The following is an 18,807-nucleotide window of genomic DNA, read 5'->3' as shown; positions in this document are numbered from 1 at the left end:
GGTTATGCAGTTCCGACATTTGATCCTCAAGCGCTCTGCAAGCGGGTATCAATGTCACAATGGTCCTCTAATGCGCTTCATCCCAATTCTGTGCAGCGCGGGCATCCACCTTCAGCGGAACGCGCATCGATATTGCCGGCATGGCCGCCTGTTCCATGGTGGAGACGATGACCGGCAGGACCTTGTCGATCGCCCCATCCTCGACCTCGAAGATCAGTTCGTCATGGACCTGCAGCAGCATGCGCACCTGTTCGGCAAGACCGGCCGCGGCAAGGGCAGGCTCGATCTTGATCATGGCCCGGCGGATGATATCGGCAGCGGAGCCCTGGATCGGCGCGTTGATCGCGGCGCGCTCGTTGAAGGCGCGCATGGACGGGTTCGATGACTTGATCTCCGGGTAGTGGGCCCGTCGACCGAAGATGGTTTCGACATAGCCGTGCTCGCGGGCAAAGGCCTTGGTGCTCTCCATGTAGTCCTTGATGCCGGGGAAGCGCTCGAAATACTTCTTGATGTAATCGCCTGCTTCGGAACGCTCGATGCCAAGCTGGTTGGCAAGGCCGAAGGCGGAAATGCCGTAGATGATGCCGAAGTTGATCGCCTTGGCGCGGCGGCGGACTTCCGACGGCATGCCTTCGACCGGCACGCCGAACATTTCCGACGCCGTCATGGCATGGATATCGACGCCATCGGCGAAAGCCTGACGCAGCTGCGGTATGTCGGCGACATGGGCGAGCACACGCAGTTCGATCTGACTGTAGTCGGCGGACAGCAGCTTGTGGCCCGGCGTCGAAATGAAGGCCGTACGGATCTTGCGGCCTTCGGCGGTGCGGACGGGGATGTTCTGCAGGTTCGGCTCGGACGATGACAGCCGGCCAGTGGTCGTCGAGGCGAGCGAATAGCCGGTGTGGACTCGCTTGGTTACTGGATGGATGTAACCCGGAAGCGCATCGGTGTAAGTGGATTTGAGCTTGGTCAGCTGGCGCCAGTCGACGATCTTGCGCGGCAAAGGCGCACCCTCGGCGGCGAGATCTTCGAGAACCTGGGCGGAGGTGGACCATTGGCCGGTCTTGGTCTTGGAGCCTCCCGGCAGACCTAGTTTGCCGAAGAGGATGTCTCCAAGCTGCTTGGGCGAGCCGATATTGAACCGCTCGCCGGCAAGCTCATAGACCTCGTCCTCGGCAGCGGCGGCCTTTTGCGCCAATTCACCGGAGAGACGCGAGAGGATCTGGCGGTCGACGGTAATCCCGCGTTCCTCCATCTCGGCGAGCACGGGTACAAGCGGACGTTCCAGCCGCTCGTAGATGCGGGTCAGACCTTCAGCGACAAGGCGCGGCTTCAGGACAAGCCACAGACGAAGGGTCACATCGGCATCCTCAGCCGCGTAGGCGGTTGCCTTGTCGATGTCTACCAGATCGAAGGTCACGGCGGACTTGCCCGATCCGGCGACATCCTTGTAGGCGATCGGAGTATGGCCGAGCCACTTTTCCGAAAGTCCGTCCATACCGTGATTGCCTTTGCCCGCGTCCAGAACATAAGACATCAGCATGGTGTCGTCGAAGCTCTGGATCACGATCCCGTGGCGCTTCATGACAAGGTAATCATATTTCAGGTTCTGGGCGATTTTCAGGACGGACGGATCCTCCAACAGATCCTTCAGCGCCGAGAGCGCCTCACCCATGGGGATCTGGTTTTCCGCATGACCACCGCCCAGGAGATCGCCGACACCCGTCTTGTGGGCGAGCGGCACATAAGCGGCCTTGATCATCGCTGATGCTGGCGAGGTCCGGTTATCCTGCAATGCGAGCGATACGCCAACGAGCTCGGCCTGCATTGGATCGAGCGAGGTGGTTTCCGTATCAAATGCCACGAGGCCGGTCTCACGCGCTTCCGCAATCCAGGCCTGAAGCGTCGCAATATCGCGGATCGTCACATAGCGCGTGCGGTCAATCGGATGGGAAGCAAAGGCTTCCGCACGGGTCCTGGCAAGCTCAGACGGTTTGTTGCCTTCCAGATCCTGCTTGTCCGAGACCTCCGTATTCGCAGTCTCGCTCGCCGCAGCTTTTTGTTCCGTTGCAGCATCCCCCTTATCGAGGTCAGGACCGCGCGCCTCCTCACCCCACTCGACAGGTACTGCGGCTGGCTCAATGGCGGCGGCGTCGCAATCGCAGGCTTCTGCCACGCGCCGGGTGAGCGTGGTGAATTCCATGGCTTTTAGGAAGGCGATCAGTTTTGCACCATCCTGCTTTTCCAGGGTCAGTTGATCCAGTGCCATGTCGAGCGGAACATTCGTTCTGAGCTCCACCAGTTTGCGGGAAATGCGGGCAAGCTCGGCATTGGCGATGATGTTTTCGCGGCGCTTGACCTGCTTGATCTCGCCAGCCCGGGCGAGGAGCGTTTCAAGGTCGCCGAATTCTTCGAGAAGCTGAGCGGCTGTCTTTGGACCAATGCCTGGGATACCCGGAACATTGTCGGTCGAGTCACCGGTCATAGCCTGCAGATCGATCATCTTGTCCGGGGTCACGCCCCACTTTTCGATGACGTCCGGAATACCGATCTGCTTGTCCTTCATGGCGTCATACATATGCACATTTGGGGTCACCAACTGCATCAGGTCTTTGTCAGACGAAACGATGGTCACATCGGCCCCGATTGCCTCGGCGGCCCTTGCGTAAGTGGCTATGATATCGTCGGCCTCGAAGCCTTCGGTCTCGATACACGGCAGATTGAAGGCGCGGGTAGCATGGCGGATCAGGCCGAATTGCGGCACGAGGTCCTCCGGCGGTGCGGAGCGGTTTGCCTTGTATTCAGGGTAGATTTCCTTGCGGAACGTCGTTGACGAATAGTCGAAAATCACCGCCAGATGCGTCGGCGTGACACCGACCGACGTGTCTCTTGCATCAGTCAGAAGCTTCCACAGCATATTGCAGAAACCCGACACGGCATTGACCGGCAAGCCATCCGATTTGCGGTTGAGCGGGGGGATTGCATGGAAGGCACGGAAGATGAACCCGGAGCCGTCAATGAGGAAGAGATGATCGCCTTTTTTCATGAGGCATGGATAGCGCGGGTGGCGACAAAGGTCCATCACGCTTTGATGGCGCTTGGCTCATTTTCGTGGCCGCCACGGCCCGAGCCAGATCACGATGGACACGTCTCAGCATCACGGAAAGCTTACCGATTTGTAATCCGTCTATCCCTTGAAAAACCACATTCCAAGGATCATCTCCTAGTCATCGGCGACTGATCACGCCGTAGTCTGAATGAGGCTCGTCCCCCGCCGCTTCAGACTTGGACAAAGGCCTTATCCCCCCTCTCCGGGCCTTTGTCCCTATTTCTTGGCCGTCGTGGATGTCCCCGCCTCAATTCCACGACGGCCATCCTTCCCTTGCTGACTTAGCGTTTCAAGAGCGATTTTTCCGGTTGAACCGCGAGATGAATCAGGCCAGCCTGCAGTTTGCATCGCATGCGATGGTTCTTTGCGCTGACAGTCCACGATCTGACCGGATAAGCATGACCTACGATCGATCTGAGTCTGCAACATATCTCGCGGCCCAACTTGCACGTGGCTTTTCACGTGCTCTCCAATTGCGTGCAAAAAAGCTTGGCTTTTCGCCAGGCCAGTTCCCGGTTCTCATCGAGCTCTGGAACGAAGAGGGGTTGACCCAGAGGCAGTTGCTGGATCGGATCGATGTCGAACAGGCAACGATCGCCAATACGCTGTCACGCATGGAGCGCGATGGCCTGATTGAGCGACGCGCACATCCAAATGACAAGCGGGCACAGCTGATTTTCCTGACCGAAAAGGCACGGGCGTTGAAAGACGAAGCCCTGGCTGCGGCAGAGGATGCGGAAATGGATCTCTTCACCGGATTCCGGCGTTTCGAACGAGAACTGCTGAAGGAATACATCCGCTGGGCCATTGCCAATGCCCGCAAGCTTGGCTGATCGCTGCCGCCTCATGAATGGATCAATAACAAAAATTCAATTATAGCCAGCCTCGAAAGCCCTCGGCCTTTCATCTATCGTCGTCCGGACTGCAATCCATTCAGGACGATAACATGACCGATCTCTCACCCATTCTTGCGAAGGCCGATGCCGAACTTCCCAAAAGCCTGGAGCGGCTCTTTGATCTGGTTCGCATCCCATCGATCTCGACGGACCCGGCCTACAAGGCCGATTGCCGGAAGGCGGGTGAGTGGCTCGTGCACGAATTGAGCGCACTCGGGTTTGAAGCATCCCTTCGCGATACGCCCGGCCACCCGATGGTCGTTGCCCATCATAAAGGCGCGTCAACTGACGCACCGCATGCCCTGTTTTATGGTCACTACGATGTGCAGCCGGTCGACCCGCTCAATCTCTGGGAGGATGATCCCTTTGACCCGGCAGTCAAGGAGAAGGAGGGGCACAAGGTCATCACTGGCCGCGGGACTTCCGATGACAAAGGTCAGTTGCTGACGTTCGTCGAGGCCTGCCGCGCCTATAAGGCCGTCAAGGGTGATCTGCCGATCAGAATCACGATCCTGTTCGAAGGTGAGGAGGAATCGGGTTCCCCATCGCTGAAGCCTTTCCTTGCGGCCAATAAGGCAGAGTTGAAAGCGGACTTTGCACTCGTCTGCGATACCGGCATGTGGGACCGCGAGACGCCAGCCATCGCGGCGGCCCTGCGTGGCCTTGTTGGCGAGGAGATCACCGTGACGGCGGCTGATCGCGACCTGCATTCGGGTCTCTTCGGCGGTGCTGCAGCCAATCCCGTCCATATCCTCACCAAAATCCTGGCTGACCTGCATGACGAGACAGGAAAGGTGACTCTGCCCGGCTTTTACGAGGGTGTGGAAGAGACGCCCTCCAACATCAAGGCTTCATGGGACAGTCTCGGACGCACTGCGGAAAGCTTCCTGGGCGAAGTCGGTCTTTCCATCCCGTCCGGCGAAAAGGGCCGCTCCGTGCTTGAGCTCACCTGGGCGAGGCCAACGGCGGAAGTCAACGGCATTATTGGCGGGTACACCGGCGAAGGCTTCAAGACCGTCATTGCGGCGAAGGCGTCCGCCAAGGTCTCGTTCCGCCTCGTTGGATCGCAGGACCCTGCGAAGATCCGGGAAAGCTTCAGAGCCTTTGTCAAGGAACGCATTCCTGCCGACTGCAAGGTAGAATTCCATGAACATGGCGGATCGCCGGCGATCCAGCTTTCCTATGATTCACCGGTTCTGACCAAAGCCAAGAACGCCTTGTCCGACGAATGGCCAAAACCCGCCGTTGTCATCGGAATGGGCGGATCGATCCCGATCGTCGGTGATTTCCAGACCATGCTGGGGATGGAGTCCCTGCTGGTCGGCTTTGGTTTGACAGACGACCGCATTCATTCCCCGAACGAGAAATACGATCTCAATTCTTTCCATAAGGGCATACGGTCGTGGATCCGGATCCTTGATGCCCTTGCACAGGGATAAATCCGCATCAGAAACGCAAAAAGGCCGGCGAAAACCGGCCTTTCCATCACGCTTCACACATTGCTGCCAGTACATCCGTGGTCAGCCATGCGAGCGCGACATGCGATCGTCAGGATACCTATCTGCCTTCGCATCAAGCATCTCTTGCGCACAGGATGGCGCGGGATGCTTAACAAAGCTTTAAGGCTAATAAAGCAACCCGATGCAACTCTGACGCTATCCCGTGATCGCCTGATAGCCAATAGGTGGTGATGGATCAGGCTGTTTTCAAGCGCGATGGCGAAATGCGGCTTGAAAAGGCTCACCTTCTGGAGCTAGTTTTGCCTTATGAGCCTTCAATCAGTCCGTGAATATTTCCAGCAACATGCACCCGATCTCAACGTCATCGTAACGGAAGCGAGTTCAGCGACCGTTGCCCTGGCCGCAGAAGCGCATGGCGTCGAACCGGACCAGATCGCCAAGACAATCTGTGTCAGGTTGGTTGACGAGGTTGCTCTCGTTGTCACGGCGGGAACGAAGCGCCTCGACAATCGAAAGTTCAAGGATCGCTTTGGAACGAAGCCGCGCATGCTTGATGCCGAAGCCGTGGTGGCGGCGACCAGTCACCCCGTCGGTGGTGTATGCCCTTTTGGCTTGCCGTCGCCTCTCCAGGTATATTGCGACATATCACTGCGGGCCTTTGACATCGTGATACCGGCAGCAGGAGCAACCAATGCGGCGGTCAGGATTGCACCCGCGCGGATGGGAGAGCTGACTCGAGCCGAATGGGTCGACCTTTGCCAGTAATCCTTCCGGCAGACGGAATCCTCATCTGATCAAAGGCGTGTGAGCGCGTTTACCCTGCGTTAACCTCCCCTTAAATCGCCGTATTTACATTCCAGCAGGGCCTCAATTCGCCTGAATGCCAGGGAGCCACACCCAATACCTTTGGAACCGATGGCTCTTCTGCGCTGTCGCAGTCCGAGCCGGAGCAAGATCACGGATTATGGTCAACAGAGGAAAATCCCGCGAACGTGTCGAACCGACCTTCGAGGAAGATCGGGAAGACGAGGATTTTCGCCTGGATGAAGACGATCGCATTGTCGGCAGTGGCGGGAAACGCCGTGCGTCCGGAAAAAGCAAGGGACGCAGCAAGGCCGCGAGCGGTCGAGGCGGTGGAGGGCAGAGAAAGCGCAAGTCTGGTGGCGGCGGTTTCGGTATCGGTAAGCTGATCTACTGGAGCTTTGTCATGTGCATCTGGGCCGGGATCGGCCTCGTTGGGCTGGTTGGCTATTATGCCTCCCAGATGCCGAGCGCCAGTACATGGACGATCCCGGATCGACCGCCGAACATGAAGATCGTTTCGGTCGAAGGCACTGTAATTGCCAATCGCGGCGCAACCGGCGGCGAGGCGCTGCCGCTTGAGGAAATGTCACCTTACATTCCCCTGGCCACCATGGCGATCGAGGACCGTCGGTTCTATTCGCATTTCGGCGTCGATCCGTTGGGGCTCGGGCGTGCAATCGTGACCAATATCATGAGCGGCCGCGCTGTGCAGGGCGGCTCGACCATCACGCAGCAGCTGGCCAAGAATCTTTTCCTCTCTCCTGAGCGCACGATCGAACGCAAGGTGCAGGAAGTTCTGTTGGCTTTCTGGCTGGAGCACAAGTTTACCAAGGACCAGATCCTTGCCATGTATCTGAACCGCGTCTTCTTCGGCTCGAACGCCTATGGTGTTGAGGCCGCATCACGACGTTACTTCAACAAGTCAGCACGGGACGTCAATCTCGGCGAGGCGGCGCTGCTGGCAGGTCTGCTCAAAGCGCCTTCGCGCCTTTCGCCAGCCCGCGACCCGGAAGCGGCTGAGGCCCGTGCACAGGTGGTGCTCACGGCCATGCGCGAGGCAGGCTATATCACCGATGACGAGATCAAGACGGCGATGACGCAGCCGCCGACGAGAGCCAAGCGCTACTGGAGTGGCGCAGGTCAATATGTGGCTGATCTCGTCAAGGAGGACGTGGTTGGCCTTATTGGCACACTGACAGAGGATGTCATTGTCGAAACAACCATCGACATGACGCTTGAAAAAAAGGCAGAGGCGGCGCTGACGCAAGCCTTGGATAATCAGGGCGAAAAGCTTGGCGTATCGCAGGCGGCTCTGGTGGCGATTGACGGAACGGGCGCAATCCGTGCGCTGGTCGGCGGGCGGGATTATGCCGAAAGCCAGTTCAACCGGGCGGTTAAGGCAAAGCGGCAACCGGGCTCTGCTTTCAAGCCGTTTGTATATGCCGCAGCTCTGGAACAGGGTTTACGACCCGAATCGGTTCGGAATGATGCGCCGATCCGGATCGGCTCCTGGACACCGGAGAACTATGACCAGAAGTATCGTGGTACCGTCACTCTCACGGAGGCGATGGCCGTCTCATTGAACACTGTCGCGGCACAGCTCGTGATGGAAGTCGGACCGAAGGAAGTGGTACAACTGGCCCATCGTCTGGGGATTTCGACCGACCTCCAGAACAACGCGTCCATTGCGCTTGGTACCTCTGAAGTCTCCCTGATGGAGCTCACAGCCGCCTATGCGCCATTCATGAATGGCGGCTACAAGGCTACACCACATGTGATCCAACGCATCTTGCGCACGGATGGGACGGTGCTCTACGAAAACAACTATCTGGAGCCGCCACGCGTCCTCAACTCGGCGGTAGTTGCCGGCATGAACCGGATGATGACAGCCGTGGTTGACCACGGAACGGGCAAGCGGGCGCAATTGAAGGGATGGCAGGCCGGCGGAAAGACAGGCACGACCCAGTCTTTCCGTGATGCACTCTTCGTCGGCTATACCAGCAATCTAACGACCGGCATCTGGTTCGGTAATGATGACGGCACGCCGATGAAGAAGGTGACAGGTGGCGGTCTGCCGGCGGAGGCCTGGCACGATTTCATGACGACAGCCCATCAGGGTCTGACGCCGGCCCTGCTGCCGGGAAGCGACTATCAGGAGCCATTGCCGGAGCCTCCGCAGGAAATGACCATCTCGACGATCATCTCCGATGTTCTCCAGAGCGGCGGCGAAAGCGACTATCCAAGCCCACCGCAGCCGAATGGGCCTGCGACCGAGTATCCCTATGATGATGTCTATGTAGAGGGGCCGGTACCGCCCGCTGATGTTGGCCCCATCCTTGAGGGTCCTGTAGAAACGAGACGGACCACACTTCTCGACGTTATTCTCGGTCGCTGAAATCCAGCGACCATCCACCAACAAAAGCCCGGTACAAGGCTCATTCGCTAGGAAGCAAAACCATTTGAGCAAAGTGACTGATTGCTGAGCTGAAATTGCTGTTTGCCAATCTATTCGTTTTGCCCACAGACAGCGGATTTCCAGCCTTGCAGTCAGAAATTCCGCTTCTTATATACGCCGCATAGCGCAGTTCAGCTGCGACAATCCCAGACCATCCACGTCGAGGGGCAGTCGAAGAATGCCTGATGGGGGTTCCGACAGCCTGCTTCAAGGAGAGAATGACATGGCAAAAGTAATCGGTATCGACCTTGGAACGACCAATTCCTGCGTCGCCGTCATGGACGGCAAGGACACAAAGGTCATCGAAAATTCCGAAGGCGCGCGCACGACCCCTTCCATGGTTGCCTTCAGCGACGACGGCGAGCGGCTCGTTGGCCAGCCGGCCAAGCGCCAGGCGGTGACCAATCCGACCAATACACTCTTCGCCGTCAAGCGCCTGATCGGCCGCCGCTTCGACGATCCAACCGTCGAAAAGGACAAGGGTCTTGTCCCATACCACATCGTGAAGGGTGACAATGGTGACGCGTGGGTAGAGGCTCAGGGCAAGGGCTATTCCCCGTCGCAGATCTCCGCAATGATCCTGCAGAAGATGAAGGAAACGGCTGAAGCCTATCTCGGCGAGAAGGTTGAAAAGGCAGTCATCACCGTTCCGGCATATTTCAACGATGCTCAGCGTCAGGCCACGAAGGATGCTGGTCGCATTGCCGGCCTCGAAGTGCTGCGCATCATCAACGAACCGACTGCTGCTGCGCTGGCCTACGGTCTCGACAAGAAGGATGGCAAGACGATTGCTGTCTACGACCTGGGTGGTGGTACCTTCGATATCTCGATCCTCGAAATCGGCGATGGCGTCTTCGAAGTGAAGTCCACCAATGGTGACACCTTCCTTGGCGGTGAAGACTTCGACATGCGCCTGGTTGAATACCTCGCGGGCGAATTCAAGAAGGATCAGGGCATCGATCTGAAGAACGACAAGCTGGCTCTGCAGCGCCTCAAGGAAGCTGCCGAAAAGGCGAAGATCGAGCTGTCTTCTTCGCAGCAGACCGAAATCAACCTGCCCTTCATCACGGCGGATGCCTCCGGTCCGAAGCACCTGACGATGAAGCTGACCCGCGCCAAGTTCGAAAGCCTGGTCGATGATCTGGTTCAGCGCACTGTTGCGCCGTGCAAGGCAGCTCTGAAGGATGCCGGCGTTTCCGCGTCCGAGATTGACGAAGTCGTTCTCGTCGGCGGTATGAGCCGCATGCCGAAGGTACAGGAAGTCGTCAAGCAGCTCTTCGGCAAGGAGCCGCACAAGGGTGTGAACCCGGATGAAGTGGTTGCCATGGGCGCCGCCATTCAGGCGGGCGTTCTGCAGGGCGACGTGAAGGATGTTCTGCTGCTCGACGTGACCCCGCTGTCGCTCGGCATCGAGACACTCGGTGGCGTCTTCACCCGTCTGATCGACCGCAACACGACGATCCCGACGAAGAAGAGCCAGGTCTTCTCGACTGCTGAAGACAACCAGCAGGCCGTGACGATCCGCGTATCGCAGGGCGAGCGTGAAATGGCGGCAGACAACAAGCTGCTCGGCCAGTTCGACCTCGTCGGTCTTCCGCCGGCACCGCGTGGCGTACCGCAGATCGAAGTCACCTTCGACATTGACGCGAACGGCATCGTCCAGGTTTCGGCCAAGGACAAGGGCACTGGCAAGGAACAGCAGATCCGTATCCAGGCTTCTGGCGGTCTGTCCGATGCCGATATCGAGAAGATGGTGAAGGACGCCGAGGCCAATGCCGAAGCCGACAAGAAGCGTCGTGCGGTTGTTGAAGCCAAGAACACGGCTGAGAGCCTGATCCATTCGACCGAGAAATCTGTGTCGGAATACGGTGACAAGGTCTCGGAAGCCGATCGCAAGGCCATCGAGGATGCAATTGCTGCCCTCAAGGCAACCCTCGTGTCCTCCGATCCTTCGGTCGAGGACATCCAGGCCAAGACCCAGACGCTCATGGAAGTCTCGATGAAGCTTGGTCAGGCGATCTACGAAGCGCAGCAGGCTGATGCTCAGTCTTCCGATGGCGACAATGCCAAGGATGGCGATATCGTCGATGCCGACTATGAAGAAGTGAAGGACGAAGACGCGAAGAAGTCTGCTTGATGCGGACGACTGCTCGCCTGTCTCCCCTGTCGTGGCTGGCCTTCGGGCCAGCCGCATTTTCGTTGATCCTGACGACGGGCACCGTGCTGGCGCAGGACAAAGGCCATTTGGCCAGTGTTCACCGACAGGTGAGCCTCGCCGAGGCCAGCGTCACCAAGGCGATTGGCGCCGGCGACAGCAAAACCCTCTCCAGGATCGGACAGGAACTTGGCTCAATCATTGAGACAGCACTTGCCCATCGCGAAAATGGCGGCGAAGTCACACGATGCGATATGGCAGCGCATGCCCTGGCCTATGTGGCGGTTTCTGCCGCAGACGGACTTTCCATCACTGGCGAAGGTCGAAAGCTTTTGTTGGGCGACGCGCTTGCTGCGGCTGGTGACTTCGAGGCGGATATGCGTGCATGCGATCAACAGGCCGGGAAAAAGCCCGGCAGTCATACAAGCGTGGAGAAAGCTCTGAGAGCTCTGTAAGACCATGGCAAAAGCAGATTTCTACGAGACACTGGGGGTCAGCCGCACGGCGGATGAAAAGGAGCTGAAAAGCGCCTTTCGCAAGCTTGCGATGCAGTTTCACCCCGACAAGAATCCCGACGACAAGGACGCAGAACGCAAGTTCAAGGAAATCAACGAGGCCTATGAAACGCTGAAGGATCCGCAGAAGCGGGCGGCCTACGACCGTTTCGGCCACGCCGCTTTTGAACAGGGTGGCGGCGGCTTCGGTGGCGGCGGTGGTGGTTTTGCCGGCGGCGGTTTCTCCGATATCTTCGAAGACATCTTTGGCGAGATGATGGGTGGCGGACGTGGCGGACGGGCACGCTCCAGCGGCGGGCGCGAGCGTGGTGCCGACCTCCGCTACAACATGGAGATTTCGCTCGAGGAAGCCTTTACCGGGAAGACGGCGCAGATCCGCGTGCCGACCTCGATCACCTGCGATGTGTGCACGGGTTCAGGTGCCAAGCCTGGCACCAAGCCGACAACCTGTTCCACCTGTCAGGGATCAGGGCGCGTTCGCGCTGCCCAAGGCTTCTTCTCCATCGAGAGGACCTGCCCCACCTGTCATGGTCGTGGCCAGACAATCAGCGATCCATGCACCAAGTGCCACGGCCAGGGCCGCGTTACGGAAGAACGCTCTCTGTCGGTGAATATTCCCTCAGGCATTGAGGACGGAACACGCATCCGCCTGCAAGGCGAGGGCGAAGCAGGATTGCGCGGCGGGCCAGCCGGCGATCTCTACATATTCCTGTCGGTCAGACCGCACGAGTTCTTCCAGCGGGATGGAGCCGATCTTTATTGTGCTGTCCCGATTTCCATGACGACGGCAGCCCTTGGCGGTACATTCGACGTGGTGACGCTTGACGGTTCGAAGTCACGCGTAACCGTTCCCGAGGGTACGCAGCCGGGCAAGCAGTTCCGTCTCAAGGGTAAGGGCATGCCGATCCTGCGTTCGACGCAGATGGGCGACCTCTACATCCAGATCCAGATCGAGACGCCACAGAAGCTGACCAAGCGCCAGCGCGAACTGTTGCAGGAGTTCGAGCAGCTCTCCTCCAAGGAGAACAACCCGGAATCCACCGGCTTCTTTGCCCGGATGAAGGAATTCTTCGAGGGATAAGTACCGGCGCGGCAGCACCTGTTAAGACATCAAGGCCGGCATCCGTGCCGGCCTTTGCATGTTCGCAAGCGGCTCGGTGGCAATCCAAGGCTTCCTCATCGTCAGTAATGGGGCGGCCGGGTGATGGCTGGCGCATCAAGGGTCTGTTCTTCCAGCGTCAGGAATCTTTCCGTGAGACGGTCAAGCTTAGCGCGGATCTGTTCTACCGTCTTCCACTGTTCGGACAATTGATCGGAAAGTTCTTCAATGATCCTGGCCTGATGGGCAACTGTCTCTTCCAAACGGACGATGCGCTCTTCCTGATCGCTCATACTTGGCCCTTCCCTGAAAAACATGCTTCGGGCTAGATGCCCAAAAGCTGTCTCGCGGTCAAACTCGTTGGTCCAGAGCCGTTCATTTTTAAATGGAAATAGTTCTGCCGGAGCAGGTTTTTGTCGGGGCAGCGACGATCGGCGAGGCGCATACCCTGGTGTATGGGCGAGACGATCGCCGCTGATCCCGACGGAAAGATGCCCGACCCTTCGGGTTGGCTGGAACGGGCCGCCTGATCGCCCGGCTGGCTTGGCCGTATGCGTTAGCTACGGCGCGCGCCAGCCGGGCGACCATCCGACTCCGTTTCAGCCAACAGAACTGATTCCATTTAGAAATGAACGGCTCTAGAGCTGCTTCTTTTTCTTGTAAGGCATCAGCATCACCGCTGAGGCGACCATGGCCGCGGCGAAGGTCAGTGCCATAGGTATGGAGATCATCAGAGCCGGCAGGAGAGGGTTGGCTGCCCGCGACAAGAGCGAGCCGAGACCACCTAGATCGAGCCACAAGATGAGGCCGGAGACGGCAAAGCCAAGCCCTGCGCCACCCGTGGCATTCATCGCAAGGAAGCGAAGCATATCCCTGTGGTCCTGACGGGCTTCTTCCGGCGTCAGATCGTCTCGATTGCGCAACATCATGGCCTCGTGGAGCTGAAGTGAGATCCAACTACAGCATGTAGGACTTCGTTCCATGTCGCCAAGCGCCGCAGTGCAAGGGCAATGCCGGCGATACACCAGACTGCCCTTGCCTTCTATGACCGTTCGGCCTAGCTCAAGGCAGCAACGAATTCGACCGATGACCCAGAAAACGCATATCCAGAAGCTCAAGCTGACCGACTTTCGCAACTATGCGCAGGCCAACCTGCCGCTGAGTGACCGGCATGTCGTGCTGACGGGCGAAAACGGCTCGGGAAAAACCAACCTCATGGAGGCCGTATCGCTTTTGTCGCCTGGTCGCGGTCTCCGTCGTGCTGTTCTTGCTGACATCTCACGCATTGATGCGCCCCAGGGCTTCTCGGTCTTCGCAGCTCTGGAAGGCATGGCGGGCGATGTTGAGATTGGCACTGGCACAGAAGGTGGCGAGGACGGCAATCCCGTGCGTCGTCTCCGAATCAACGGTGCCAGCGCCAAGTCGGTCGACGAACTGACCGATCATTTGCGGGTGCTCTGGTTGACGCCTGCCATGGATGGGCTCTTTACCGGGGCATCGGCTGATCGGCGCCGGTTTCTCGACCGGCTAGTGCTTTCGCTGGATCCCGCCCATGGCCGGCGCGCAAGCGACTTCGAGAGGGCCATGCGCAGCCGAAACAAGCTTCTGGCCGATGGTCGCTTTGATCCAACCTGGCTGGCCGGTATCGAACAGCAAATGGCAGCGCTCGGCGTTGCCATGACCATGGCCAGGCGGGAAATGCTGGGGCTTCTTGCGGGACTGATAGCAGACGATCTGACGACATCGCGCTTTCCCTCCGCGAGCCTTACTCTCACCGGATTCCTGGATGACGACGCACAAAGGCCAGCCTATGAACTTGAGGATCTTTACATCGGAATGCTGGCGGCTGGCCGCTACCGGGATGCCGCCGCCGGGCGCACCTTGGATGGGCCGCACAGGGCCGATCTTGTCATACGGCATGTCGAGAAAAACATGGAGGCGGAGCGTTGCTCGACTGGGGAGCAAAAGGCCCTGCTAATTGGGCTCATTCTTGCCCATGCACGCCTCGTTGCCACCATGACAGGCTTTGCGCCGATCCTGCTTCTCGATGAGATTGCTGCTCATCTTGACGAAGGCCGTAGGGCGGCTCTGTTCGACCGGATCGACGCTCTTGGCGGTCAATCCTTCATGACGGGCACCGACAAATCGATGTTTGAGGCTCTGGGAACACGTGCTCAATTCATTTCGGTGCATCATGGTAAGCTCGAAATATGAGATCCCTTTCAGTCCTGCTCATAGGGTGACATGATGTCAGCCATGGAACCCCTGCTGCCAGAAGAGCTCTCTCGCTATCACCGTCACATCCTGCTGCCCGAAGTGGGCGGCCATGGACAGCAGTTGCTGAAGGCGGCGCGCGTCATGGTTATTGGCGCTGGCGGACTCGGATCGCCCGTGCTGCAATATCTGGCGGGCGCCGGCGTCGGTACGCTGACCATCGTTGACGATGATGGCGTGTCGCTTTCCAACCTCCAGCGCCAGGTCATCCATGACAGCGGCACTCTTGGAGAACAAAAGACAGAAAGTGCGGCCCGTGCCATTGCCCGCCTCAACCCGCATTGCAGGGTCGTTCGCCACGAGGCGCGTTTCGATGCGGCTTTCGCACAGGATCATTTGCCCGGTCATACGCTGCTGATCGACGGATCGGACAATTTCTCCACCCGCTATGCAGCGGCAGATAGCGGCGAGGCCCTTGCCGTGCCACTTGTCACCGGTGCCGTCGGGCGGTTCGATGGCAGCGTGACGGTCCTGAAGCCTTATGAAGCCGGACCTGATGGGAGGCCGAATCCGCGTTACCGCGACCTCTTTCCGGAGGCACCTCCAGAGGGTGTCGTGCCAGCCTGTGCAGAAGCAGGCGTGATTGGCGCCCTGACGGGCGTCATCGGTACCTTGATGGCAATGGAAGCCATCAAGATCATCACAGGCATTGGAGAGCCGCTGGTTGGACGCCTGCTCATCTATGACGGGCTTGCCGCAAGATTTGACACGATCCGCTACAAGCGCCGGGAAACGCGGGGTTGAGTGTTGAGATCGAGCAAATTGGATCGGGCTTTGACGATTTCCCGAGTCTGCTCGAACTGATCCGCCTGTCCTTTGCCTATATGGATGGCGTGGTTGACCCGCCTTCCTCTGCACGATCACTTACCATCGATTCTCTTCGGGCAAAGACAGAAGGCGAAATCGCCCTGATGGCCCGCGACGAAACCGGCATCTTGGGCTGCGCCTTTCTGCGACCGGAGGCCACTTCTCTCTACATCGGAAAGCTGGCGATCCTTCCAGCGGCACAAGGCCGAGGCATCGGGTGGGGCCTGCTGCGAGAAGCAGAAGTGGTTGCTCGACAACTCGGGCTTCCGGCGCTGCGTCTGGAGACGCGCATCGAGCTTACGGATAACCAGCAACGCTTTGCAAGATGGGGCTTTGTCAAAACAGCGGAAAACCGCCATGCCGGCTTTGACCGCACGACGTCCATCGAAATGCAAAAGCTCCTGCTCTGAACTCTGTCAGGTCCGACTGGGCAGAACCCGGTTCGGCGGTCGATGACCATCGAAATAGGTGCGGATGTTGATGATGACCTTGTCGCCCATATCGATGCGACCCTCAATGGTCGCCGAACCGGTATGCGGCAGGAGAACCACCTTGCCTTCATTGGCCAGCTTGACAAGCTTCGGATTGACCGCCGGTTCATTCTCGAAAACATCAAGGCCAGCGCCGGCAATCTTTCCGGCCCTGAGCGCCTGGATGAGGGCATCCTCATCGATGATGTCGCCACGGGCCGTGTTGACGATGTAGCTGCTGGGCTGAAGCAATGCCAGGCGCCGGGCTGACAAGAGGTGGAATGTGGCCGGGGTCGAGGGGCAGTTGACCGAGACAATGTCCACCCGGGCCAGCATCTGATCAAGGCTGTCCCAATAGGTTGCTTCCAGTTCTTCTTCCGTAGCGGGACTTACACGACGGCGATTGTGATAATGGATCGACAATCCAAAAGCCTTGGCGCGACGTGCGACTGCCGTGCCAATACGGCCCATGCCGATGATGCCGATCCGTTTACCCCAGATGCGACGGCCCAGCATCCAAGTGGGAGACCAGCCCTCCCACTCACCGGGCTTGTCCATGAGCACACGTGCGCCCTGGACGAGCCGGCGCGGCACGGCGAGGATCAGCGCCATGGTCATGTCCGCCGTATCTTCCGTCAGGACATTCGGCGTATTGGTCACGGTGATGCCGCGCTTGGCAGCGGCGTCGACATCGATGTGATCGGTACCGTTCGAAAAGCTTGCGATCAGCTTCAACTGCGAACCAGCCTGCGCAATCAGGTCCGAATCAATCCGGTCGGTTACGGTGGGAACGAGAACATCTGCCTCCTTCACCGCAGCAATCAGCTGCTCGCGGCTTGGGGGGCGATCATCGATATTCAGTTCTGCCTCGAAAAGCTCGCGCATGCGGGTTTCCACCGCGTCCGGGAGTTTTCGAGTGATGTAGACCTTGGGTCTTTTCCTGTTCGTCATGAGACGTATCGATGCCTTGTTTAGAGCTCATTAACCAAGACGGGGGATACTCCGCCCTTAAAGGGCAATTTCTACCAAACCCGCAGGCGAAGACAAACAAAACTCGCTCAACGGCAGCGGATTTGTCGAAAGGCAGATATCCACGCCCCTTGGTCTGTGAAAGCCCCCCATTAGTCTTGTCGGTGAATCGGAAGCATCATGTTGAATGTCGCTCGTCTCAACACTGCCGTCTGCGCTTTGCTGGCCATGTTGCTGGCCGGAGCAAGTTCTGCTGCCGCGCAGGCCACCAGAGGCTCGACCGGTCTGCCCCTGCCCCGCTTTGTCAGCCTCAAGGCCGAACAGGTCAATCTGAGGGTCGGACCAAGCACGGACTATGCCGTTTCATGGCGCTATCAGAAATCAGGCCTTCCGGTGGAGATCATCCAGGAATACGAAAACTGGCGTCGGATTCGGGATGCCGATGGCACTGAAGGCTGGGTCAACCAATCGCTGCTCACCGGCGAAAGAACGGCCGTCGCCGCGCCCTGGATGCGGGGCAATGGTGACAGCGTCTATGTGATGATGCGGCGCGATTCCATGTCATCGGCACAGATCATTGCCAAACTGGAGCCCGGCGTGATCATGAGGCTCGAAGAATGCAATGGCAACTGGTGCCGGGCCCAGGTCCAGGGCGTGACCGGCTGGGTCAGCCAGGCGGAAATCTGGGGTGCCTATCCGGGCGAAGCCTTCAAATAAGGCCGATCGCGCGCGCGCCCTTTTCCAACGACGTCATCGGGCGGGGGCCGATCTGCTGAATGACGACACCGGCCGAATAGCAGCCGAGACGGGCACAGTCTTCCAGGCTTCGGCCATTTGTGTACCCGTACAGGAAACCGGAGGCGAAGAGATCACCGGCACCGGTGGTATCAAGAAGATTGGTCACGACGGTTGCCGGTATCTGCAAGCGCTGGTCGCCCTTCACCACCATCGCGCCATTTTCACCCATGGTGACAGCCGCCAGCTTGCAGTCTGCGGCGATACGATCCAGCGCCAGCGCAAAATCGTCCGTCTCATAAAGGGAGAGCGCCTCCTGCTCATTGGCAAAGACGATATCGACTGTGCCGGATCGCATCAGATCCAGGAATTCAGCCCGATAGCGGCCCACACAGAAACTGTCGGAGAGCGTCATCGACATCTCCCGACCATTCTCGTGAGCGATCCGCGCGCAGTCCAAGATTGCCTGCTTGGCACGTGGCGGGTCCCAGAGATAGCCTTCAAAGTAAGTGACCTTCGACTGTGCCACGACCTCCGGTTCGACATCCTCAGGGCCCAGTTCGACACAGGCGCCCAGATAGGTGTTCATGGAACGCTCGCCGTCTTCGGTGACGAAGATCATGCTGCGCGCGGTCGGCGGCTGGCTGTCCCCGGGCTTTGTCTCGAAATGCACGCCCTGCGCACGGATGTCATGGGTGAATATCTCGCCCAGTTGGTCCTGTGCCACCTTGCCGAAATAGGCGGCCTTGCCGCCCAGGTTGGCGATGCCCGCAGCCGTGTTGCCAGCGCTGCCGCCGGATGCCTCAACGGCTGGCCCCATCAGGCCATAGAGCCGTTCTGCGCGCTCGGCATCGATCAGATTCATCGCGCCCTTGGTGATCTCATTGCTGATCAGAAACTGATCATCACAGCGGGAGATGATATCGACGATGGCATTGCCGACGGTCAGAACGTCAAAACGGCTCATGAAGGGCGGGCTCCTCTGGTTTCCACAGGCGTCATAAACAGTTTTGCCGGATTGAAAAGGGGCAACAGGCCCTTCCGCGTCATCTGACT

Annotated in this window: 16 protein-coding genes; 11 read left to right on the top strand and 5 right to left on the bottom strand. The window is 58.7% G+C overall.

Going from position 1 to position 18,807, the window contains the following annotated elements:
* Positions 1–67 precede the first annotated feature (67 nt).
* Positions 68–3,049: a DNA polymerase I gene (gene polA / locus FE840_RS05445; RefSeq protein ID WP_138285833.1), complete on the bottom strand. Its 2,982-nt coding sequence runs from the start codon at positions 3,047–3,049 to the stop codon at positions 68–70.
* Between the two features lie 461 nt (positions 3,050–3,510).
* Between polA and FE840_RS05440 the strand changes: the two genes are divergently transcribed.
* The 7 genes from FE840_RS05440 (at position 3,511) to dnaJ (ending at position 12,478) form a co-directional block, all read left to right on the top strand.
* Positions 3,511–3,945: a MarR family winged helix-turn-helix transcriptional regulator gene (locus FE840_RS05440; protein WP_138285834.1), complete on the top strand. Its 435-nt coding sequence runs from the start codon at positions 3,511–3,513 to the stop codon at positions 3,943–3,945.
* A 113-nt stretch (positions 3,946–4,058) separates the two neighbouring features.
* Positions 4,059–5,447, top strand: coding sequence for a dipeptidase (locus tag FE840_RS05435; protein WP_138285835.1), 1,389 nt, complete (start codon positions 4,059–4,061; stop codon positions 5,445–5,447).
* A 327-nt stretch (positions 5,448–5,774) separates the two neighbouring features.
* Positions 5,775–6,233 carry a YbaK/EbsC family protein gene (locus FE840_RS05430; protein WP_138285836.1) on the top strand — a complete coding sequence of 153 codons (459 nt, stop codon included), beginning with the start codon at positions 5,775–5,777 and terminating at the stop codon, positions 6,231–6,233.
* Between the two features lie 199 nt (positions 6,234–6,432).
* Complete coding sequence (locus FE840_RS05425; RefSeq protein ID WP_138285837.1) at positions 6,433–8,667, top strand: transglycosylase domain-containing protein; 2,235 nt, start codon at positions 6,433–6,435, stop codon at positions 8,665–8,667.
* Positions 8,668–8,950: 283 nt separating this feature from the next.
* Positions 8,951–10,864 carry a molecular chaperone DnaK gene (gene dnaK / locus FE840_RS05420; RefSeq protein WP_138285838.1) on the top strand — a complete coding sequence of 638 codons (1,914 nt, stop codon included), beginning with the start codon at positions 8,951–8,953 and terminating at the stop codon, positions 10,862–10,864.
* A complete protein-coding gene (locus tag FE840_RS05415; RefSeq protein WP_138285839.1) occupies positions 10,864–11,337 on the top strand; it encodes a hypothetical protein in 474 nt (157 codons plus the stop codon). Before dnaK ends, FE840_RS05415 begins: the two co-directional genes overlap by 1 nt.
* Before the next feature lie 4 nt (positions 11,338–11,341).
* A complete protein-coding gene (dnaJ, locus tag FE840_RS05410) occupies positions 11,342–12,478 on the top strand; it encodes a molecular chaperone DnaJ (protein ID WP_138285840.1) in 1,137 nt (378 codons plus the stop codon).
* 101 nt (positions 12,479–12,579) lie between these two features.
* Here dnaJ and FE840_RS05405 read toward each other — a convergent pair whose 3' ends face one another.
* Both FE840_RS05405 and FE840_RS05400 read right to left on the bottom strand, forming a co-directional pair.
* Positions 12,580–12,789 carry a SlyX family protein gene (locus tag FE840_RS05405; protein ID WP_138285841.1) on the bottom strand — a complete coding sequence of 70 codons (210 nt, stop codon included), beginning with the start codon at positions 12,787–12,789 and terminating at the stop codon, positions 12,580–12,582.
* A 345-nt stretch (positions 12,790–13,134) separates the two neighbouring features.
* Complete coding sequence (locus FE840_RS05400; protein ID WP_138285842.1) at positions 13,135–13,422, bottom strand: hypothetical protein; 288 nt, start codon at positions 13,420–13,422, stop codon at positions 13,135–13,137.
* A gap of 160 nt (positions 13,423–13,582) precedes the next feature.
* On the opposite strand from FE840_RS05400, the gene recF reads away from it, so the two are divergent.
* Genes recF through FE840_RS05385 form a run of 3 tightly spaced genes read left to right on the top strand, consistent with a single transcriptional unit; the run spans position 13,583 to position 15,987 of the window.
* Complete coding sequence (recF, locus tag FE840_RS05395; protein WP_138285843.1) at positions 13,583–14,710, top strand: DNA replication/repair protein RecF; 1,128 nt, start codon at positions 13,583–13,585, stop codon at positions 14,708–14,710.
* A gap of 42 nt (positions 14,711–14,752) precedes the next feature.
* Positions 14,753–15,514: a molybdopterin-synthase adenylyltransferase MoeB gene (locus FE840_RS05390; protein WP_171033644.1), complete on the top strand. Its 762-nt coding sequence runs from the start codon at positions 14,753–14,755 to the stop codon at positions 15,512–15,514.
* Positions 15,511–15,987, top strand: a complete 477-nt coding sequence (locus FE840_RS05385; RefSeq protein WP_246318853.1) for a GNAT family N-acetyltransferase — start codon at positions 15,511–15,513, stop codon at positions 15,985–15,987. The genes FE840_RS05390 and FE840_RS05385 overlap by 4 nt, the downstream gene beginning before the upstream one ends.
* Before the next feature lie 6 nt (positions 15,988–15,993).
* Here the strand turns inward: FE840_RS05385 and FE840_RS05380 are convergent, their stop codons facing one another.
* Positions 15,994–16,998: a 2-hydroxyacid dehydrogenase gene (locus FE840_RS05380; protein WP_138285845.1), complete on the bottom strand. Its 1,005-nt coding sequence runs from the start codon at positions 16,996–16,998 to the stop codon at positions 15,994–15,996.
* Positions 16,999–17,244: 246 nt separating this feature from the next.
* Here FE840_RS05380 and FE840_RS05375 point away from each other — a divergent pair, with 246 nt between their 5' ends.
* Entirely contained in the window at positions 17,245–17,733 is a 489-nt protein-coding gene (locus FE840_RS05375) for an SH3 domain-containing protein (RefSeq protein ID WP_246318889.1), read from the top strand.
* On the opposite strand, the gene FE840_RS05370 is transcribed toward FE840_RS05375, so the two are convergent.
* The gene (locus FE840_RS05370) at positions 17,726–18,718 is read right to left on the bottom strand and encodes an adenosine kinase (RefSeq protein WP_138285847.1); all 993 of its coding nucleotides are present in this window, start codon (positions 18,716–18,718) and stop codon (positions 17,726–17,728) included. The genes FE840_RS05375 and FE840_RS05370 overlap by 8 nt on opposite strands.
* Positions 18,719–18,807 lie beyond the last annotated feature (89 nt).

The organism is Peteryoungia desertarenae, from assembly GCF_005860795.2.
In the GTDB taxonomy this organism is placed as follows: domain Bacteria; phylum Pseudomonadota; class Alphaproteobacteria; order Rhizobiales; family Rhizobiaceae; genus Allorhizobium; species Allorhizobium desertarenae.
The sequence above is the reverse complement of the archived record's forward strand: the minus strand, read 5'-3'. Positions and strand labels throughout refer to the sequence as shown.